This is a genomic window from Saccharopolyspora gregorii, from assembly GCF_024734405.1.
GTDB lineage: Bacteria > Actinomycetota > Actinomycetes > Mycobacteriales > Pseudonocardiaceae > Saccharopolyspora_C > Saccharopolyspora_C gregorii.
Map to the genome: position 1 here is coordinate 2195108 of NZ_CP059556.1, position 17289 is coordinate 2212396.

Below are 17289 nucleotides of genomic sequence, written 5' to 3' on the forward strand. Positions count from 1 at the left end.
TCCCCACCTCCGAGCTCGGAACCCCGTCCGATCCTGTCCGCAGCCGGGGGCACCGGGGAGGTCCGCTCAGGCACCGGGGCGGGAAGCCCGCAGGGGACTTTCGGGCAACGCGGGGGGAATCAGATCAACCCCTGCCGCATCACGTGGCCGACCGCGTGCGCCCGGTTGCGCAGCTGCAGGCGGGTGGTGACCTCGTGCAGGATGTTCTTCACCGTGCGCTCCGAGTACGACATCTTCCCCGCGATCTCCCCGGTGTCGAAGCCCTCCGAGATCAACCGCAGCACTTCCACCTCCCGCGCCGTCAACGTCGACAGGTTGAAGCCCTGCGCGTCGGCGGAACTGCGCTGCAACCGGCCCACGTGGTCCAGCAGCCGGGAGAGCATGTCGCCGGGCAGCACGCTCTCCCCGCGCACCAGGGCCGTGATCAGCCCGACGACCCGGTCCTGTTCGGCCTCGACCCGCCGCAGCACCGCGGACACCCCGCACTCGATGACGATGCGCAACGCGTTCTGCCCGAACTCGCCGACGATGAGGCCGGTGCGGGTGCTCGGCGTCCGCTGCAACCGCCGCAGCAGCAGCACCGCCTCGTCGTCCACCCGGTCCACCACGACCAGCGACACCTGCGCCTTCTCGTGCTCGTCGAGCTTCAGCACGTCCACCTCGGGTCGCGGGCGCAGCTGCGCGGTCACGCCCGCGTGCAGCAGCGGGTCGCCCGCGTGCACCGCGACGGGCACTCTCGTGGTCATGTCCGCTCTCTCCTCACCTCGTGGGTGGTGGCCGGGAGGTCCGGGCAGTCGGGTTGCGTCGGTGCGGGCAGCCGCCCTGCCCGCCCGCTGCCCCCGAGACCCTGCCGCGGACGGCCGGGGGCACCTAGCTTTCGTCGGGTGAGCACCTCAGCTGTGTGGGAGAACGAGACGATCGTGGTCGCCCCGGGCGGGGAGGCCACCGCGACCCTGACCGTGCACAACGGCACCGACATCGTGGAGGCCTACGAGTTCGAGGTCGTCGGTCGCTGCTCGCCGTGGACCGTCGTCGAACCGGCGCGGCTCTCGCTCTACCCGGGGACGCGGGGCAGCGTGACGCTGCTGCTGCGCCCGCCGAGGTCTCCCGAAGTGCCCGCCGGGGAAGTGCCGCTGGCGGTGCGGGTCACCCCGGTGGAACGGCCCGAGCTGGTGGCGGTGCCCGAGACGACCGTGCACGTCGAACCGTTCCAGCAGCTGCGCGCGTGGCTGGCGCCGCAACGCCGCCGGGCCTGGCGCACCGGCCGCTTCCACGTGGTGCTGCACAACCAGGGCAACACGCCGATCGACGTGCCGCTGGAACCGGGGGACGCCGCCGAGGAACTGCGGTTCCGGCTGGAGGAGTCCCGGCCCCGGGTCGAACCGGACGAGCAGGTGGAGGTGCGGCTGCGGGCGCGCGCCGCGAAGCTGATCTGGTTCGGCGCCCCGGCGCGCACGCCGTTCGTGGTCACCGCCTCGCCGGTCGCGATCCACGACGCGGTGGCGGCGCCCGCGGGTGCCGGTGCGTTTCCGGCGACGGGGTTCGAGGCGTACCCGGAGCAGCTGGACGGGGAGCTGCACCAGCTGCCGATCCTGCCGAAGTGGCTGCTGGCGTTGCTGGCGCTGCTGCTGGCGCTGCTGATCGCCTGGTTCGCGCTGCTGAAGCCGACGCTGGAGTCCGCGGCGAAGGAGGCCGCGGAGGAGCGGGCGCAGGAGATGGCGCGCAACGGCGAACTCGCCCCCGCTCCGCAGCCGCAGCCCGAACCGCCGCCCCCGGCGGAGGAACCAAGCGGGGACCAGCAGGACCGACCGCCCGGAACCGTTCCGCCCGGGAGCAACACCGTGCCGGGCGGCGGGCAGTTCTCCACGACCATTCGAGTGGCCACGAATGGCGGAGAGGCCGGTGCCCAGCCCTACATCGTCCCGGAGGGGAAGGTGTTCTACATCACCGACTTGGTGCTGGCGAACTCCCAGGGCGATGAAGGAGTGCTCACCATTTGGTTCGGCGGTCGCATGGTCACCACGATCGCGCTGGAAACGTTCCGGAACCAGGACTACCACTGGGTCACGCCGATCGAAGTCCCCGCGGGCGGACGCGTCGTCGGCGAGGTGAATTGCGCCCTGCCCGGAACTCCGCCGTCGGGGCAGCGCGCGCCGCGGTGCGTGGAGGTGCTCAACGTCAGCGGGGTGCTGCGGGATCTGCCGCGGTGACCCGGTGTTCCCGGATCCCGGCCGCCCGGAGCACCTCGGCCGCGGGGCGCTCCGGCGGCCCGCTCGGTACCCCGACATGCGCACCCCTCCCCGAATCGATCCCACGCCGCCCGATCGGCGTCCCCTGATCCAGCGAAGCACGAAATGCCGAACCCGGCCAGGAAGATCCACAGGAAGAACGGGCGCGCGCATTTCTTCCGGTCCAGAACCCGTGCACGGCTGATCGAGTGCATTTCCGCTGCCATTCGGGTGCGTCCGTTCGAGCAGTGGGAATGCGTCCGGTGACGGCGGGACCACCGGGACGGGGAATGGCGCGATCGCGGACGTTGTGCCGTGCGAAGCATCTCCGGATAATGGTGTCCGGAGATCATCGGGGGCTCGGGGAGAACGTCGGTACCGCAGCGTGGCGGCCTGAATTCCGGCGCGGTACGTCGGCGGACCCGGTCCGCCGCTGCGGGAGAAGTGGTGGGGTACATGGCGCAGGTCGGTCCCGGCGACACCCCGCACCCCGGTTTCGGGACCGCGCTCCGGCGGCGCCGCGCCCGTGCCGGCCTCACCCAGGAGGAACTGGCCCGGCGCACCGGCATCAGCGCCCGCGCCATCGGCGACATGGAACGCGGGCGGGTGGCCCGCCCGCAGGCCCGGACGCTGCGTTCGCTGGCCGCGGCCCTCGCCACCGACGAGGGGGAGCTGCGGAACCTGTTGCCGCGCCCCGGGATCGGAACGCCGGAGGCCGCACCGGCTCCGCCGGACCCGGGCTGGGGCGGGATGCTGTGCGCGCTGCCGCCCGAGATCGCCGACCTCACCGGCCGCGAGCAGGCGGCCGCCGAGCTGCGGACCGTGGCCGCGGCGGAGCGCCGCCCCCGCAGCGCCCCCGTCGTGGCCGTCACCGGTCCGCCCGGAGTCGGCAAGTCCACCTTCCTGGTGCACACCGCGCACCGGCTCGCCGAGCACTACCCGGACGGCTGCCTCTTCCTGCCGATGCACCGGTACGGGCGGGTGCGCCCGGAGAACGCGCTCGGGGTGGTGCTGCGCGCGCTCGGCGTCGCCGAGAACCGGCTGCCGCCCGGCGCCGACGCGCGCTCCAGCCTGTACCGCTCGCTGTTGCAGGGCCGCCGGGTGCTGCTGGTCCTCGACGACGTCACCGACGAGGCGCAGGTGCGGCCGCTGCTGCCCAGCGACCCGGACTGCCTGCTGCTCGTCGCCGGGCGCGGCGGGCTGGCCGGGTTGGAATCGGTGGCGCGGATCCCGCTGGACGTGCTCGCCCCGGCCGATTCGGTGCGGCTGCTCGGCGCCATCGCCGGGGACGAGCGGATGAGCCGCGAGCCGTCGGCGGCCGTGGCGCTGGCCGAGCTGTGCGGGCACCTGCCGCTGGCGCTGCGGATCGCGGGCAACCGGCTCGCCGGGCGCCCCACCTGGCTGGTGTCCGACCTGCTGCGGCGGCTGGCGGACCGGCGCGGGCGGCTCGACGCGCTCACCGCGGGCGACCTGGCGGTGCGGCCGGTGCTCGCGGCGGTCCACCGGCGGTGCGGTGAGCTCGCCCGGACCGTGTTCCGGCGGCTCGCGCTCGCCAGGGACGGGGAGATCACGGTGCGGCGGGCCGCGCTGCTCGCGGAGCTCGACGTCGACTCCGTCGAACGGGCGCTGGAGGAACTGGTGGACCTCGGCCTGCTGGACTGCGTCGCGGGCGGCGGGCGCTACGCCCTGCCCGAACTGCCGCGGCTGTTCGCCGAGGAACGGCTTCGCGCGGAGGAATCGGGCCGGGAGGAGGCGGTGCGGGCGGCCGACCGCGCCTGCTCGGTCCCGTCGCGCCCTGCCGCGGGCGCCCGGCCGCAGCACCTGCCGCAGGTCGCGGGCCGCGAGCAACGCCGCGTCGCGGAGCCCCCGCTGCTGGGAGCGCTGCGCCTGCCCGAGGGGTTCGTCCGGCCGGACTAGCCGGACTTCCGCACTGGCCGGACTTCCGCGCGAACGGCGGCCGCTGACCGGGGGTTCCCGGTGGTGGCTGGTCACGCGACGGGGGCGTGGGCCACGATGTTGCCCCATGCGCACCGTGGTGTTGATCAATCCAGCTTCCGGCCGGGGCCGCGGCGCGGCCGTCGCCGCGCAGGCCGTCCGGCGGTTCCGCGTGGTCTCGGCGGTCCGCGTCGTGATCGCCGCCGACGCCGCCGAGTTCGCCACCGCCGCCCGCGCCGCGGTGGGCGACGACGTCGACGTGCTGGCCGTGGTCGGCGGGGACGGTGCCGCGCACGCCGCCGTGCAGGCCTGCGCCGGGGCGCGCACCGCGCTGGCGATCATCCCGGTGGGCACCGGCAACGACTTGGCCCGCGCGCTCGGCCTGCCCGCCGACCCGCTGGAGGCCGTGCGCGCCGCCACCGACGCCGTGCAGGGCGGGCACCGGCGGGCGCTGGACCTGGGCCGCGTGGTCGGCGGGCAGCGGTTCGCGACCGTGCTGTGCGCGGGGTTCGACGCCCAGGTCAACAGCAGGGTGAACCGCTCCCGGTTACCCATCGGGCGCGCCCGCTACGACGTGGCCGTGCTGCGCGAGCTCGCCCGGCTGCAGGCCATGCCGCTGCGGGTCGAAGCGGACAACGTGGTGCTCGACGTGGCCGCGACCTGCGTGGCCGTCGGCAACACGCCCTACTACGGCGGCGGGGTGCCGATCTGCCCCGGCGCGGACCCGGCCGACGGCCTGTTCGACGTGACCGTCGTCGGGGAGGTGGGGCGCGCCGACCTGCTGCGGGTGCTGCCCGCGATCCGCACCGGCGAGCACGTCGAGCACCCCGCGGTGCGCACGCTGCGGGCCCGCTCGGTGCGGCTCGGCGGCGGCAACGGCTGGACCGCGTTCGCCGACGGCGAACCGCAGGCCAGGCTGCCGGTGAGCCTGCGCTGCCAGCCCGCCGCGCTCCAGGTGCTCGCCCCGGCCGCGGCGAAGAGCGACGCGGCCTGAGCTGCCCGTTCATCTCGGGTGGCTGGGCCGTTCGCCCCGTTCCCGCCGGTCGAACGGCCCAGCCACCTCGTCGGGCCGCGGGGTTGCGCGGCGGGTCCGGAGCACTGCGCGTGCGACGACGGTCGGTGCGATGTGAAAGCCTGTCAGGGTGGCTGTGAGCCGTTCGCACTCCGACATGTCGCATCCGGATCGCTCGGGATCGGATGAGAAGAACCCCGGTTCGCCCCGTGACCCGGTGGCCCAGAACCCGGCCGCCGAGGACCCGCCCGCGGTGGAGCCCGGTTCCGCCGACGCGTCCTCCGGGAGCGCGGGCCCGCCGCGCCGCAACCGGACCCGGGGCGGCCGCCGCACCGGTGCGCAGGCCCAGGGCGACCGGCCCGCCGGCGCGCGGGACCGGGGCGACCGGCCCGCCGAGCGGAACCGGGAAGACGGGCCCGCTGCCGAGCACGTCCGGGAGGACCGGCCCGCGGAAGCGCAGGACCGGGACGCCCCCACCGGCGAACCGGACCGGGACGGCCGCTCCGCCGCGGAAGGCGCTCGCCGCCGTCCCACCGGCGAGCAGGCCCGCCGCGGCGCGGACGCGGACGACGCCCCCGCCTCGCCCGCCGAGTCCTACGCCGCGCACCGCCGCCGCAGCGCGCACCCGAAGTTCGCCGAGTTCGCCGGTTCGCTGAGCTTCGAGCTCGACGCGTTCCAGCGCACCTCCTGCCAGGCCCTCGAATCCGGCCACGGCGTGCTGGTGTGCGCGCCGACCGGCGCGGGCAAGACCGTGGTCGGCGAGTTCGCGGTGCACCTGGCGCTGTCCGAGGGACGCCGCTGCTTCTACACCACCCCGATCAAGGCGCTGTCCAACCAGAAGTTCGCCGACCTCTGCGAGCGCTACGGCGAGGACGCGGTGGGCCTGCTCACCGGCGACACCTCTATCAACGGGGACGCGCAGGTCGTGGTGATGACCACCGAGGTGCTGCGCAACATGCTGTACGCGGGCTCGCGCGGCATCGACCAGCTCGGCTACGTGGTGATGGACGAGGTGCACTACCTCGCCGACCGGTTCCGCGGTGCCGTGTGGGAAGAGGTGATCCTGCACCTGCCGCAGCACGTGCAGCTGGCCAGCCTGTCGGCGACGGTCAGCAACGCCGAGGAGTTCGGCGAATGGCTCGTGGAGGTCCGCGGCGACACCACCGTCGTCGTCGACGAGCACCGGCCGGTGCCGCTGTGGCAGCACATGCAGGTCGGCTCCCGGATGTTCGACCTGTTCGGCGGCGAGACCTCGGAGCGGGAGCTGTCGCTGAACCCGCGGCTGCTGCGCCACACCCAGGAGCTGTCCCGGGTGCACTCGCCGTACGGCCGCGGCCGCGGCGGTCCCGGTGGCGGCAGGCGCAAGGGGCCCCGGCCGCCGCGGTTCTTCGCACCGTCGCGGGTGGAGGTCCTGGACAGCTTGAACTCGGCGGGCCTGCTGCCCGCCATCGTGTTCATCTTCAGCCGCGCGGGCTGCGACGCGGCCGTGAGCCAGTGCATGCGCGCGGGACTGCGGCTCACCGGCGAGCACGAGGTCGACGAGATCCGCGAGGTCATCGAGGAGCACACCAGCTCGCTGCCCGAGGCGGACCTGTCGGTCCTCGGCTACTGGGAGTGGCGCGACGCGCTGGAGCGCGGGATCGCCGCGCACCACGCCGGTCTGCTGCCCGCGTTCAAGGAGACGGTGGAGGAGCTGTTCGTCCGCGGCCTCGTCAAGGCCGTGTTCGCCACCGAGACCCTCGCCCTCGGCATCAACATGCCCGCCCGCACCGTGGTGCTGGAGCGGCTGGTCAAGTTCAACGGCGAATCGCACGTCGACCTCACGCCCGGCGAGTACACGCAGCTCACCGGGCGCGCGGGTCGGCGCGGCATCGACGTGGAGGGCCACGCCGTCGTGGTGTGGCAGCCGGGCGTGGACCCGAAGCAGGTCGCGGGGCTCGCCTCCACCCGCACCTATCCGCTGCGCTCCTCGTTCCGGCCCGGCTACAACATGGCCGTGAACCTGGTGCAGCGGGTGGGCCGGGACGCGGCGCGCGACCTGCTGGAGCAGTCGTTCGCGCAGTTCCAGGCGGACCGCTCGGTGGTCGGCATGTCGCGGCGGGTGGACCGCAACGCCGACGCCCTGGAGGGCTACGCGGAGTCGATGACCTGCCACCTCGGTGATTTCGCCGAGTACTTCTCACTGCGCCGCCGAATCTCCGAACGGGAGAAGGTGCTGGCCAGGCAGAACCGCGCGTCGAAGCGGGCCGAGGCGGCGAAGTCGCTGGAGAAGCTGCGCAAGGGCGACGTCATCCAGGTGCCCGCGGGCCGCCGCTCCGGGCTGGCCGTGGTCATCGACCCGGGCCTGGAGCCGATGGGGGAGCCGCGCCCGCTGGTGGTCACCGACGACCGCTGGTCCGGCCGGTTGTCCGTCGCCGACTTCACCTCCCCGGTGGAGGCGCTGGGCCGGATGCGGCTGCCCAAGCACGTGGACACCCGGTCGCCGAAGTCGCGCCGCGACCTGGCCTCCAGCCTGCGGGACACCGGGATCTCGGTGGGCGGCGGGCGCGGCGGGCGCCGCTCCGACGTCGGGGACGACGCCGAACTGGCCAGCCTGCGCCGCGCGCTGAAGGCGCACCCGTGCCACGGCTGCGACGAGCGGGAGAAGCACGCCCGCTGGGCCGAGCGGTACGAGCGGCTGCGGTCCGAGACCGAGCACCTGCGGCGCAAGGTCTCCACCACCACGCATTCGCTGGCGCGCGCGTTCGACCGGATCATCGGCCTGCTCGCCGAACGGGACTACGTCACGCCGGACGACCCGGAGCAGCCGGTCACCGAGAACGGCAGGCGGCTCACCCGGCTCTACAGCGAATCGGACCTGCTGGCCGCGGAATGCCTGCGCGCCGGGATCTGGCGGTCCTTGCAGCCGGCGGAACTCGCGGCCGTGGTGTCCGCGCTGGTCTACGAGTCCCGCCGGGAGGGCGCGGTCTCGCCGCCGGTGCCGTCCGGGGCGGTCGCCGACGTGCTGGACAAGACCTGGGACGTGTGGGGCGAGCTGGAGGAGGACGAGCGCAGGCACAAGCTCGACCGCACCCGGGAACCCGACGCCGGGTTCGCGTGGCCGGTGTACCGGTGGGCGCGCGGCGAGTCGCTGGAGCGGGTGCTCACCGCCGCCGAATCCACCGGTCACGAGCTGTCCGCGGGCGACTTCGTGCGCTGGTGCCGCCAGGTGGTGGACCTGCTCGACCAGATCCGCGACGTCACCGGCAAGTCCGATCCGGTGGGTTCGGCGGCGGCGAAGGCCGTCACCGCGATCCGCCGCGGGGTGGTCGCCGCGGGCGCCGTGTGATCGGCCGCCGCGCCCGGATCGGTTGCGGCGGCGGCTGATCGCCGTCGGCCGCGCGACCCGGCGGGGTCATGGCGCGATGGCGCGCTGTGATTGGATTCGGGGGTGCGGTGCGTCGGGGGTCGCGCGCCGCGCCGGAACTTTCAGCTTTCCCGGAGGTACTGGATGAGCGGCCCCAACGGCCCGTCCCAGCAGGGCGGTCGGCCGGCGCAAGGGCACCCCGGTTCCGCGGCCGGTGCCGGTCAGCGGACCAACCCGGGTCTGCCGGTTCCCGGGCGCCGTCCCGGGCGACCGGGCCAGGGCAGGACCGGCCAGGGCGGCGCGGAGCAGCAGGGCAGGGCGACGCAGCCGGGGCAGACCCAGCCGGGTCACACCCAGCCGGGCCACACCCAACCGGGTCAGGCGCAGCCGGGCCACACCCAGCCCGGCCAAGCCCAGCCCGGCCAAGCCCAATCCGGCCAGACTCAGCCCGGCCAGACGCAGCAGACCCAGACCCAGCCGGGGCTTTCCCACCCGGGGCAGGCCCAGCCCGGTCACTCCCACCCCGGCCGGACCCAGCAGACCGGCCAGCACCCGCCGCGCCCGGACCAGCAATCCCGCCCGCGGCAAGGGGAATCCGGTGCGCAGCAACCGGGACCGGACCGCAGGCCCGGCGCCGCGAACCCGGGGCAGCAGCACCGCACCGGCGACGCCGGCGGGCGTCCGCGGGCCACCGGCGCGGAATCCACCCACCCGAACCTGCCGCCGATCGTCGTCGGCCCGCCCGGCCGCGGCTCCGCTCCGCCGCCCGCGCCGCGCACGAGGTCGAAGGTGCCGTGGGTGTTCGGCGGCGCGGTCCTGGTGACCGTCGCCGGGTCGCTGGCCGTCGTCGGCTTCGTGCACCCCGGCGTGCTGGTGCACGACCGCTTCGACCCGGAGAGCGTGCAGCAGGGCGTGGCGCAGACGCTGCGCGACTCCTACCACCTCGGCACCGTCGAATCGGTGAGCTGCCCGGCCGAGCAGCAGGTGGTGCCGGGCAACCGGTTCGACTGCCAGGTGACGCTCGGCGGCGGGACGAAGCCGGTGTCGGTGACCGTCCGGGACGCGAGCGGCACCTACGAGGTCGGCTACCCGCGGTAGGGGAGCCGGGAATTCGCTCGACGCGCGGCCCGGCACTGGGCAGGATGCAGGCGTGACCGACGTCGACGTGCGGCCGCTGGCCGAATCCGAGTACCGCCCGAGCTTCGACCTGTTCCTGGCCTCGCTGCACGAACCGCAGCGCCCCGGGGACGAGCGCTGGCAGCGCTCGTCGACCAGGTACGAGCCGGGCCGGGTGTTCGGCGCGTTCCTCGACGGCGAGCTCGCCGGTACCGCCCTGTCGATGACCTCGGCCCTGGAGGTGCCCGGCGGCGCGGTGCTGCCCGCCGCCGCGGTCACCGGGGTGGGGGTGCGCGCGGACCGCACCCGGCGCGGCCTGCTGCGGGGGCTGATGCGCGCGCAGCTGACCGAGCTGCGGGAGCGCGGTGAGCCGCTGGCGGTGCTGCACGCCTCCGAGACGCGGATCTACCCGCGCTTCGGCTACGGCCTCGGAACCCGGTCGCAACGGGTGCAGGTGGCCCGCACGCACGCCGAGCTGCGCCCGGACGCGCCGATCGGCGGGCAGGTGCGGCTGGTCGACGGGCCCGCGGCGGAGAAGCTGCTGCCCGAGCTGTACTCCCGCATCGCCGCGGGCAGGCCCGGCCTCATCGCCCGCGGCGAGGGCTGGTGGACCACCCGGCTGGCCGGGACGGTGGAGAACGGGGGAGCGCTGCGGGTCGCGGTGCACTCCGACGACTCCGGCACCGACGACGGGTTCGCGCTCTGGGAGCCGTCGAAGACCGACCACCACTTCGGCGACGGGTCGATCCGCATCCTGGTGAGCGACATGCACGGCGCGGACGACGCGGCCACCGCTTCGCTGTGGCGGTTCCTGCTGGGCCTGGACCTGGCGACCTCGGTGATCGCCGTGGACCGCCCGCTGGACGAGCCGCTGCCGTGGTGGCTCGCGGACCGGCGCGGTTGCGGCGTGGACCGCGTCGACGACGACCTGTGGGTGCGGCTGGTGGACGTGCCCGCGGCGCTGGCCGCGCGGTCCTACGGCGCGGCCGAGCCCGTCGTCGTCGAGGTGCGGGACCCGTTCCTGCCGCAGAACTCGGGCCGCTACCGGATCGGGCCGGGTGGCGCGGAACCGGTCGCGGACGCGCCGCAGCTGGGCCTGGACGTGGACGTGCTGGGTTCGCTGTACCTGGGCGACGTCCGGCCGAGCACCCTCGCCGCGGCGAACCGCGTCGAGGTCCACGAGCCGTCGGCGCTCGCCGCCGCCGACCGCCTCTTCGCCGCTGCGCGCCCGCCGTGGTGCGGCACCCAGTTCTGACCGGGACGGTCGAGCGGCACCGGGTCAGAGCGCGGCGATGAGCCGGTCCAAGGGCCCGCCGAGGCCCCACCGGGTGCCGAGCTCGGCCAACCGGTCCGGGTCGGCCGGCGCGGCGGGAGCGGTGTCCGGCCGGTCCAGCACCACGGGCGCGTCCCGCACGACCCGCACCACGGCGGGCGCGGCGGCGAGGTAGTCGGCGGCGTCGGCGAGCTTGCCGCGCACCCGCGGCGTGAGCCGCCGATCGCCCTGCTCGGAAGCGGCCAGCAGCGCCGCCAGCGAACCGAACTCGGTGATCAGCTTCGCGGCCGTCTTCTCCCCGATGCCGGCCACCCCGGGCAGCCCGTCCGAGGGGTCGCCGCGCAGCACGGCCATCTCCGCGTACGCCTCGCCCGCGCGAGCGGGGTCCAGCGCGTAGCGCTCGGCGAGTTCGTCCGGGCCGAAGTCCTGCGCCTTCGCCAACCCGGCCCCGACGTAGCGGACGCGCACCGGTGTCGGTGCCCGGCGCACCAGCTGGAACAGGTCGCGGTCGCCGGTGACGACCTCCACCGGGTCGGTGGTCTCGCGTTCGGCGAGGACGCCGATCACGTCGTCGGCCTCGTAGCCCTCGGCCTCCGCGGTGGCCACGCCGAGCGCGTCCAGCACGTCCAGGATGATCGGGATCTGCGGGCCGAGGGTGTCCGGCACCTCTTCGGCGTCCGGGTCCGCCTCGGCGACCCGGTGCGCCTTGTAGGACGGCAGCGCGTCCACCCGGAACTGCGGCCGCCAGTCGTTGTCCAGGCAGGCCACCACGCGGGTCGGCCGCCGTTCGCCGATGAGCTTCGCGAGCATGTCGCAGAACCCGCGCACCGAGTTCACCGGCGTCCCGTCCGGGGCGGTCAGCGATTCGGGCAGCGCGTAGTAGGAGCGGAACCACAACCCGGCGGAGTCGATCAGCATCACAGAACCCGTCACGGCGCACACTCTGTCACGACCGGCCGACGCCGTCCGGCGGAGCGGGGCCGATCCGGGTTCCGCAGGGCTGTCAGATCACTGTCACCAGGCCGCTCGGGGGACGTCCTACAGTCGCAGCAGCCCGGTGCGCACGCGCCGCGCACCGCGGCTTCCCGGTCCTCGTGGCCGGGGTGCGGAGCGGCCCGTCGCCGACCCCCGACCGGTGGGCGGGCCGTTCCGGCCGGGCACGTCGGTCCTCCCCGGGGCGTCGCAGCCCGGCCGGGCGCGGCGGGCCGGGCGGGTCAGCGGCGTCCCGCCCGGTTCCGGCCCGCGGACCGCGGTGCTGATCTTCGGCCCGCGCACCGCCGGAGGAGCGCGGCGCCCGGCGGTTAGGCTAGGTGGCCATGGCCACTGACTCGCTCAAGCAGGATCCCGCGGTGCTCTCCGCCCGGCTCCGCCGCGCCGCGGAGACGGCGGCGCACGCCGACCTGGACGCCCTGCTGATCACCCCCGGTTCGGACTTGCGGTACCTGCTCGGTGCCCGCGGTGAGTCCTTCGAGCGGCTCAGCACCTTGGTGCTGCCCGCCGCCGGCGGTGCCGCCCCGGTGCTGGTGCTGCCGAAGCTGGAGGCTCCCGGTTACGCGGACGTCCCGGCCGACGAGCTCGGCATCGAGGTCGTGACCTGGGTGGACGGCGAGGACCCGCACGCGCTGGTCGCGGACCTGCTGCGCCGCGGCGGTCGCGCCCCGTCCCGGCTGGGCGTCGCCGACGTGATGCCGGCGCTGCACTGCCTGCCGCTGCGCTCGGCGACGGGTGCCGAGCAGGTGCTGGCCGGTTCGGTGCTGCGCGAGCTGCGGATGCGCAAGGACGCCGCCGAGATCGACGCGTTGCGCGCGGCGGGCGCCGCGATCGACCGGGTGCACGCGCGGATGGGCGAGTTCCTCACCGCCGGGCGCACCGAGGCGCAGGTGGGCGCGGACATCGCCGCGGCCATCGTCGAGGAGGGGCACACCGAGGCGGAGTTCGTCATCGTCGGTTCCGCCGCGAACGGTGCCAGCCCGCACCACGCGCTGTCGGACCGGGTGATCGAGGCCGGGGACGTGGTGGTGGTGGACATCGGCGGTCCGATCGCCTCCGGCTACAACTCGGACTGCACCCGCACCTACGCGGTGGGCGAGCCGGCCCAGCCGGACGTGCTGGAGACCTACGCGGTGCTGCAGGCGGCGCAGGACGCGGCGGTGCGGGCGGTGCGCCCCGGAGCCACCGCCGAGTCGATCGACGCCGCGGCGCGGGAACCGATCGCGGCGGCCGGTTTCGGCGAGCAGTTCATCCACCGCACCGGGCACGGCATCGGCCTGGACGTGCACGAGGAGCCCTACATCGTCGGCGGCAACGCGCTGGAGCTGGAGCCGGGCATGGCGTTCAGCATCGAACCGGGCATCTACCACGCGGGCCGGTGGGGCGCCCGCATCGAGGACATCGTGGTGGTCACCGAGGACGGGGTGCTGAGCGTGAACTCGCAGCCGCACGACCTGGTGGTGCTGCCGGCGTGAGCGACCGGAACACGGGCGAACTGGAAGCGACGGACCGCGCGATCCTGCGGGAGCTGGCGCACGACGGCCGGTGCAGCTTCACCGATCTGGCCGAGCGCGTCGGGTTGAGCGTGTCGGCGGTGCACCAGCGGGTGCGGCGGCTGGAGCAGCGCGGCGCGCTGCAGGGCTACGTGGCCAAAGTGGACGGTGACCAGATCGGGTTGCCGCTGACGGCGTTCATCTCGTTGACGCCGATCGATCCGGCCGCGCCGGACGACTACCCGCAGCGGCTGGAGCACCTGCCGGAGATCGAGTCGTGCTACTCGGTGGCGGGCGACGAGTCCTACATCCTGCAGGTGCGGGTGGCCTCGCCGCTGGGCTTGGAGGAGCTGCTGCGGCAGATCCGGGAGGCGGCGAAGGTGTCGACGCGGACGACGGTGGTGCTGTCCACCCCGTACGAGCACCGGCCGCCGCAGATCTAGCCCTCGACGTGCTCGCGTGGCGGTGCCGATCCGTTCGGCACCGCCACGTTCGCTTTCCGGGGGTCGCCGATTCGCGTGGTGCAGTGATGCGAGTGCGCGGTGAATCGTGCGGCAAGGGCGATGAAACTCGCATTTGGCCGGAAAGTTTTCATGACTCGAACAAATATCAGCATTCGTGAGAAACGTTCCTGAATCGGTCGTGCCGCGTCCCGATCCCGCCCCGCGGATGTGAATTCCGACCGCACTGCGCTGCGGAAACGTTCTCCTCGCGCATCGGGGTCTTGCGGTCGCGCAGTTCCCCGGTTTTGAATGGCCGCCCTAGCGCGCTGGACCGGTGGGGCCCCGAAACCCATTCCGGTCGCCTTGCGGCATCATGACCTCTCCGCGCATCGGAATGGTCCAGTGCGACGACCCGACGCGAGCGGGGCGCGGTATCGGCAACCTGATTGGGTGGCATGAGATTCACGGAGATCGCGGACTACAGCGTCCGGCCGGGCGAGGCGGCGCAGTGGAGCGTGTCCCCCGCGGAAGGGGCGGAACCCGTGCCCGACCCCCGCCCGCCGTCGCACCTGCAACAGGCCCACGTGCGGGCCCGGGCCGAGCGGGGCGCGGCGAGCGACCCGAGCTGGCTGGCGATCGGCTTCGACCTGGACGGCCCGCTGGACGAGCCGGCCTGGCGCGCGGCGCTGCTGCGGTGGGTCGACCGGCACGAGACCCTGCGCAGCGCCCTGCGCTCGGACGGCGGCGAGGTCCGGCGCCGCACCTGGGCCCCCGGTCGATCGGTGATCTCCCGCGACGGGCTGGGTACCTTCCGGGAACCGGCGGAGATCTCCGACGCGTTGCGCGAGCTGTTCAACGCGCGCACCGACCCGACGAGCTGGCCCTCGTACGTGTTCGCGACCGTCACCCGCGCCGACTCGTGCACGGTGTGCCTCGCGTTCGACCACGGCAACGTGGACGGCTACTCGATCCTGCTGGTGCTGCAGGAGGTCCGCGAGCTCTACCTCGCCGCCCGCGCCGGTCGCCCCGCCGACCTGCCCGCCGCGGAGGAGGTCGGCAGCTACGTCGACTTCTGCGCCCGGGAGCGGGAGTACACCGACGGTTTCGAGCGCTCCGACGAACCGGTCGAGCGGTGGGCCGAGTTCCTCGCCGACTGCGGCGGTGCGCCGCCCGGGTTCCCGCTGCCCGCGGGTGCGCCGTCCGCCGAGCCGAGGTCGCGCCAGCACGGCCTCTGCGAGTGGCTGGTGGACGCGGACGGCGCCACCGCCTTCGAGGTGGCGTGCCGCCGCAACGGGGGCAGCGCGTTCTCCGGGGCGCTGGCGGCGCTGGCGCTGGCCGCGGCCCGGCCGGGCGCCCCCGACGCGCCGGAGCAGTTCCGCGCGTTGCTGCTGCTGCACACCAGGTCCGCCCGCCGGTGGGCGCGGTCGCTGGGCTGGTTCGTCGGCCTCGCCCCGGTGGCGCTGCCGCTGCCGGTGGGGGTGGTCGCCGCGGGTGCCGCCGGGGTGCCGGACGGCGTGGACCTGCTGGACCTGCTGCCGGGGGCCGGGGCGGCGCTGCGGCGGGCGAAGCCGCTGTCGACGGTGCCCGTGCCGAAGGTGGCGGAGCTGCTGGGCGTCGAGCTGCCGCCGCGGTTCGTGGTGTCCTACATGGACTTGCGCTCCAGCCCAGGGGCGCGGTGCTGGGCCGAGTCGAAGGCGCGGGCGCTGCACGCGCCGGCCAGCTCCGCCGACGAGGTCTACCTCTGGGTGATGCGCAGCGAGGAGGGGATCTACGTGACGAGCAGGTTCCCCGGTGCGGCGCGGACGGATGCCGCGGTGCGCGAGTACGTCGAGCGGATCCGGTACCTGGTGCGCGCGGCGGCCTCGGCGGCGGATCCGGAGCTGCTGCCCGAGTTCGCGCCACTGTGGACGGACGTCGAACTCCATGATCAAGTAGGGTCCGGTGCGCGCACGCCGGTCGGTGCCGGTTCGCGGCGCGCCGGGCCGGACCACGACGTGGTGCTGAAGGGAACTCGCCCATGAGGATGACCGCACTCCGCGAGTACGAGCCCGCTCCGGGCAGGCTCGTCGAATGGCACCCGACGGAGTCCACTTCGGACTCGTTGGGCGAGGCCCGGGAGCATCCGGCGCCACCGTCCTCGTTCCAGGAGAACCACCTCCGCCGCGCGCTGGCCAACGACGCCGCGGGCGCGGTGCACTCGCCGTGGCTGGCCACCGCGTTCGACCTGCCGGGTGAGCTGGACCCGGTGGCGATGGCCGGTGCCTGGCAGCGCTGGGTGCGCAGGCATGCCACCTTGCTGACCTGGTTCGAGAACACCGGCGACGAGCTGCGCCGCTGCGCGCTGGACGCCGCGGACGTGGCGTTCGCGCCCGTCGAGGTCGGCGAGTACGGCAGCGGTGCCGACATCCGGGACCACCTGCTGCACCGGTTCGCCACCGCCACCAGCGCGCTGAGCTGGCCGCCGTTCGTGCTCGGCGGGGTGCTGCGGCCGGAGTCCTCCACCGTGTTCTTCGCCGTCGACCACGCGCACACCGACGGCTACTCGATCTTCCTGGTGTTCGACGAGCTGCGCCGCCTCTACTGGGAGCAGATCACGGGCGAACCGGCAGAGCTCCCGGAGGTCGGCGACCACGCCGACTTCGCCGCGCTGGAGCGCGACCGCGAGATCGGTGCCGAGGAGCAGGCCGCGGCCGTGCGGACCTGGAGCGAGTTCTGGCTGGAGGGCGGCAGCAGGCCGCCGTCGTTCCCGCTGCCGCTGGGGCTCGGCGACGAACCGCGCGGCAAGCTGCTCACCGAGCGCGAGCTGTTCGACGCCGCGCAGGCCACCGCGTTCGGCAAGCGCTGCCGGGAGCACCGCGGCAGCTTCCCGGCCGGGGTCTTCGCGGCGCTCGCGATCGCCGCCGCCGAGCTGGCAGGCGCGGAGTCGTACCGCACGCTGACTCCGGTGCAGACCCGCGACGAGCCGCGGTGGGCCGCCGCGCAGGGCTGGTTCGTGAACCTGGTGCCGCTGCACTTCTCGCTGGCCGGGCTGCGCACCTTCGGCGAGGTGCTCGCCGCCGCCGACGAGGCGTTCGTCCGGGCCCGTGCGATCGCGGGCGTGCCGGTGGTGAAGTTGGTGGAGATGCTGGGGTCGCGGCTGCGGCTGCAGGAGGACGCGCGCACCGTGCTGCCGATCGTGTCGTTCATCGACCTGCGCCGCGTCCGCGGCTCCGAGCTGTGGGAGGCGGCGGGCGCGCGAGTGCTCAGCGGTCCGGGGGAGGGTTTCGACGTGCCGATGTGGATCAACCGGTTGCGCGGGCTGACCTACTTGAAGGCCAGCTACCCGGACACCCCGGTCGCGGCGGAGAACGTGGCCCGCTACCTGGACCGCGTGCAGGCCGTGCTGCACCGGGTCCTCGCCGAGGGCGACCACGAGTTCCGCGGCGCCGCGCCGCTCGCGGCCGTGGAGTGATC

Annotated in this window: 12 protein-coding genes; 10 read left to right on the forward strand and 2 right to left on the reverse strand. The window is 74.5% G+C overall.

Features of this window, described 5'->3' with window-relative positions:
• Nucleotides 1–119: 119 nt before the first annotated feature.
• Nucleotides 120–746: a helix-turn-helix transcriptional regulator gene (locus tag H1226_RS09430; protein ID WP_258348467.1), complete on the reverse strand. Its 627-nt coding sequence runs from the start codon at nucleotides 744–746 to the stop codon at nucleotides 120–122.
• Nucleotides 747–884: 138 nt separating this feature from the next.
• Between H1226_RS09430 and H1226_RS09435 the strand changes: the two genes are divergently transcribed.
• The 6 genes from H1226_RS09435 (at nucleotide 885) to H1226_RS09460 (ending at nucleotide 10892) form a co-directional block, all read left to right on the forward strand.
• Entirely contained in the window at nucleotides 885–2210 is a 1326-nt protein-coding gene (locus H1226_RS09435) for a COG1470 family protein (protein WP_258348468.1), read from the forward strand.
• A 474-nt stretch (nucleotides 2211–2684) separates the two neighbouring features.
• The gene (locus H1226_RS09440) at nucleotides 2685–4145 is read left to right on the forward strand and encodes a helix-turn-helix domain-containing protein (RefSeq protein ID WP_258348469.1); all 1461 of its coding nucleotides are present in this window, start codon (nucleotides 2685–2687) and stop codon (nucleotides 4143–4145) included.
• Nucleotides 4146–4251: 106 nt separating this feature from the next.
• A complete protein-coding gene (locus H1226_RS09445) occupies nucleotides 4252–5157 on the forward strand; it encodes a diacylglycerol/lipid kinase family protein (RefSeq protein WP_258348474.1) in 906 nt (301 codons plus the stop codon).
• Nucleotides 5158–5392: 235 nt separating this feature from the next.
• A complete protein-coding gene (locus H1226_RS09450) occupies nucleotides 5393–8503 on the forward strand; it encodes a DEAD/DEAH box helicase (protein ID WP_258348475.1) in 3111 nt (1036 codons plus the stop codon).
• A gap of 162 nt (nucleotides 8504–8665) precedes the next feature.
• A complete protein-coding gene (locus H1226_RS09455; RefSeq protein WP_258348476.1) occupies nucleotides 8666–9619 on the forward strand; it encodes a DUF4333 domain-containing protein in 954 nt (317 codons plus the stop codon).
• A gap of 52 nt (nucleotides 9620–9671) precedes the next feature.
• The gene (locus tag H1226_RS09460; RefSeq protein WP_258348478.1) at nucleotides 9672–10892 is read left to right on the forward strand and encodes a GNAT family N-acetyltransferase; all 1221 of its coding nucleotides are present in this window, start codon (nucleotides 9672–9674) and stop codon (nucleotides 10890–10892) included.
• 24 nt (nucleotides 10893–10916) lie between these two features.
• Here H1226_RS09460 and H1226_RS09465 read toward each other — a convergent pair whose 3' ends face one another.
• Entirely contained in the window at nucleotides 10917–11828 is a 912-nt protein-coding gene (locus H1226_RS09465) for a 5'-3' exonuclease (RefSeq protein ID WP_258349381.1), read from the reverse strand.
• A 398-nt stretch (nucleotides 11829–12226) separates the two neighbouring features.
• Here H1226_RS09465 and H1226_RS09470 point away from each other — a divergent pair, with 398 nt between their 5' ends.
• The 4 genes from H1226_RS09470 to H1226_RS09485 all read left to right on the forward strand — a co-directional run bounded on the left by H1226_RS09470 (nucleotide 12227) and on the right by H1226_RS09485 (nucleotide 17287).
• Nucleotides 12227–13375, forward strand: coding sequence for a M24 family metallopeptidase (locus H1226_RS09470; protein WP_258348480.1), 1149 nt, complete (start codon nucleotides 12227–12229; stop codon nucleotides 13373–13375).
• Nucleotides 13372–13836, forward strand: a complete 465-nt coding sequence (locus H1226_RS09475) for an Lrp/AsnC family transcriptional regulator (protein ID WP_373690034.1) — start codon at nucleotides 13372–13374, stop codon at nucleotides 13834–13836. The genes H1226_RS09470 and H1226_RS09475 overlap by 4 nt, the downstream gene beginning before the upstream one ends.
• 455 nt (nucleotides 13837–14291) lie before the next feature.
• The gene (locus tag H1226_RS09480) at nucleotides 14292–15857 is read left to right on the forward strand and encodes a hypothetical protein (protein ID WP_258348483.1); all 1566 of its coding nucleotides are present in this window, start codon (nucleotides 14292–14294) and stop codon (nucleotides 15855–15857) included.
• The gene (locus tag H1226_RS09485; RefSeq protein ID WP_258348488.1) at nucleotides 15854–17287 is read left to right on the forward strand and encodes a condensation domain-containing protein; all 1434 of its coding nucleotides are present in this window, start codon (nucleotides 15854–15856) and stop codon (nucleotides 17285–17287) included. The genes H1226_RS09480 and H1226_RS09485 overlap by 4 nt, the downstream gene beginning before the upstream one ends.
• Nucleotides 17288–17289 lie beyond the last annotated feature (2 nt).

Bases quoted from the DNA above. Each gene is read 5' to 3' on its own strand.
- H1226_RS09430 (WP_258348467.1), bottom strand. From the start codon at position 746: ATGACCACGAGAGTGCCCGTCGCGGTGCACGCGGGCGACCCGCTGCTG.
- H1226_RS09440 (WP_258348469.1), top strand. From the start codon at position 2,685: ATGGCGCAGGTCGGTCCCGGCGACACCCCGCACCCCGGTTTCGGGACC.
- H1226_RS09445 (WP_258348474.1), top strand. From the start codon at position 4,252: ATGCGCACCGTGGTGTTGATCAATCCAGCTTCCGGCCGGGGCCGCGGC.
- H1226_RS09455 (WP_258348476.1), top strand. From the start codon at position 8,666: ATGAGCGGCCCCAACGGCCCGTCCCAGCAGGGCGGTCGGCCGGCGCAA.
- H1226_RS09465 (WP_258349381.1), bottom strand. From the start codon at position 11,828: ATGCTGATCGACTCCGCCGGGTTGTGGTTCCGCTCCTACTACGCGCTG.
- H1226_RS09470 (WP_258348480.1), top strand. From the start codon at position 12,227: ATGGCCACTGACTCGCTCAAGCAGGATCCCGCGGTGCTCTCCGCCCGG.
- H1226_RS09480 (WP_258348483.1), top strand. From the start codon at position 14,292: ATGAGATTCACGGAGATCGCGGACTACAGCGTCCGGCCGGGCGAGGCG.
- H1226_RS09485 (WP_258348488.1), top strand. From the start codon at position 15,854: ATGAGGATGACCGCACTCCGCGAGTACGAGCCCGCTCCGGGCAGGCTC.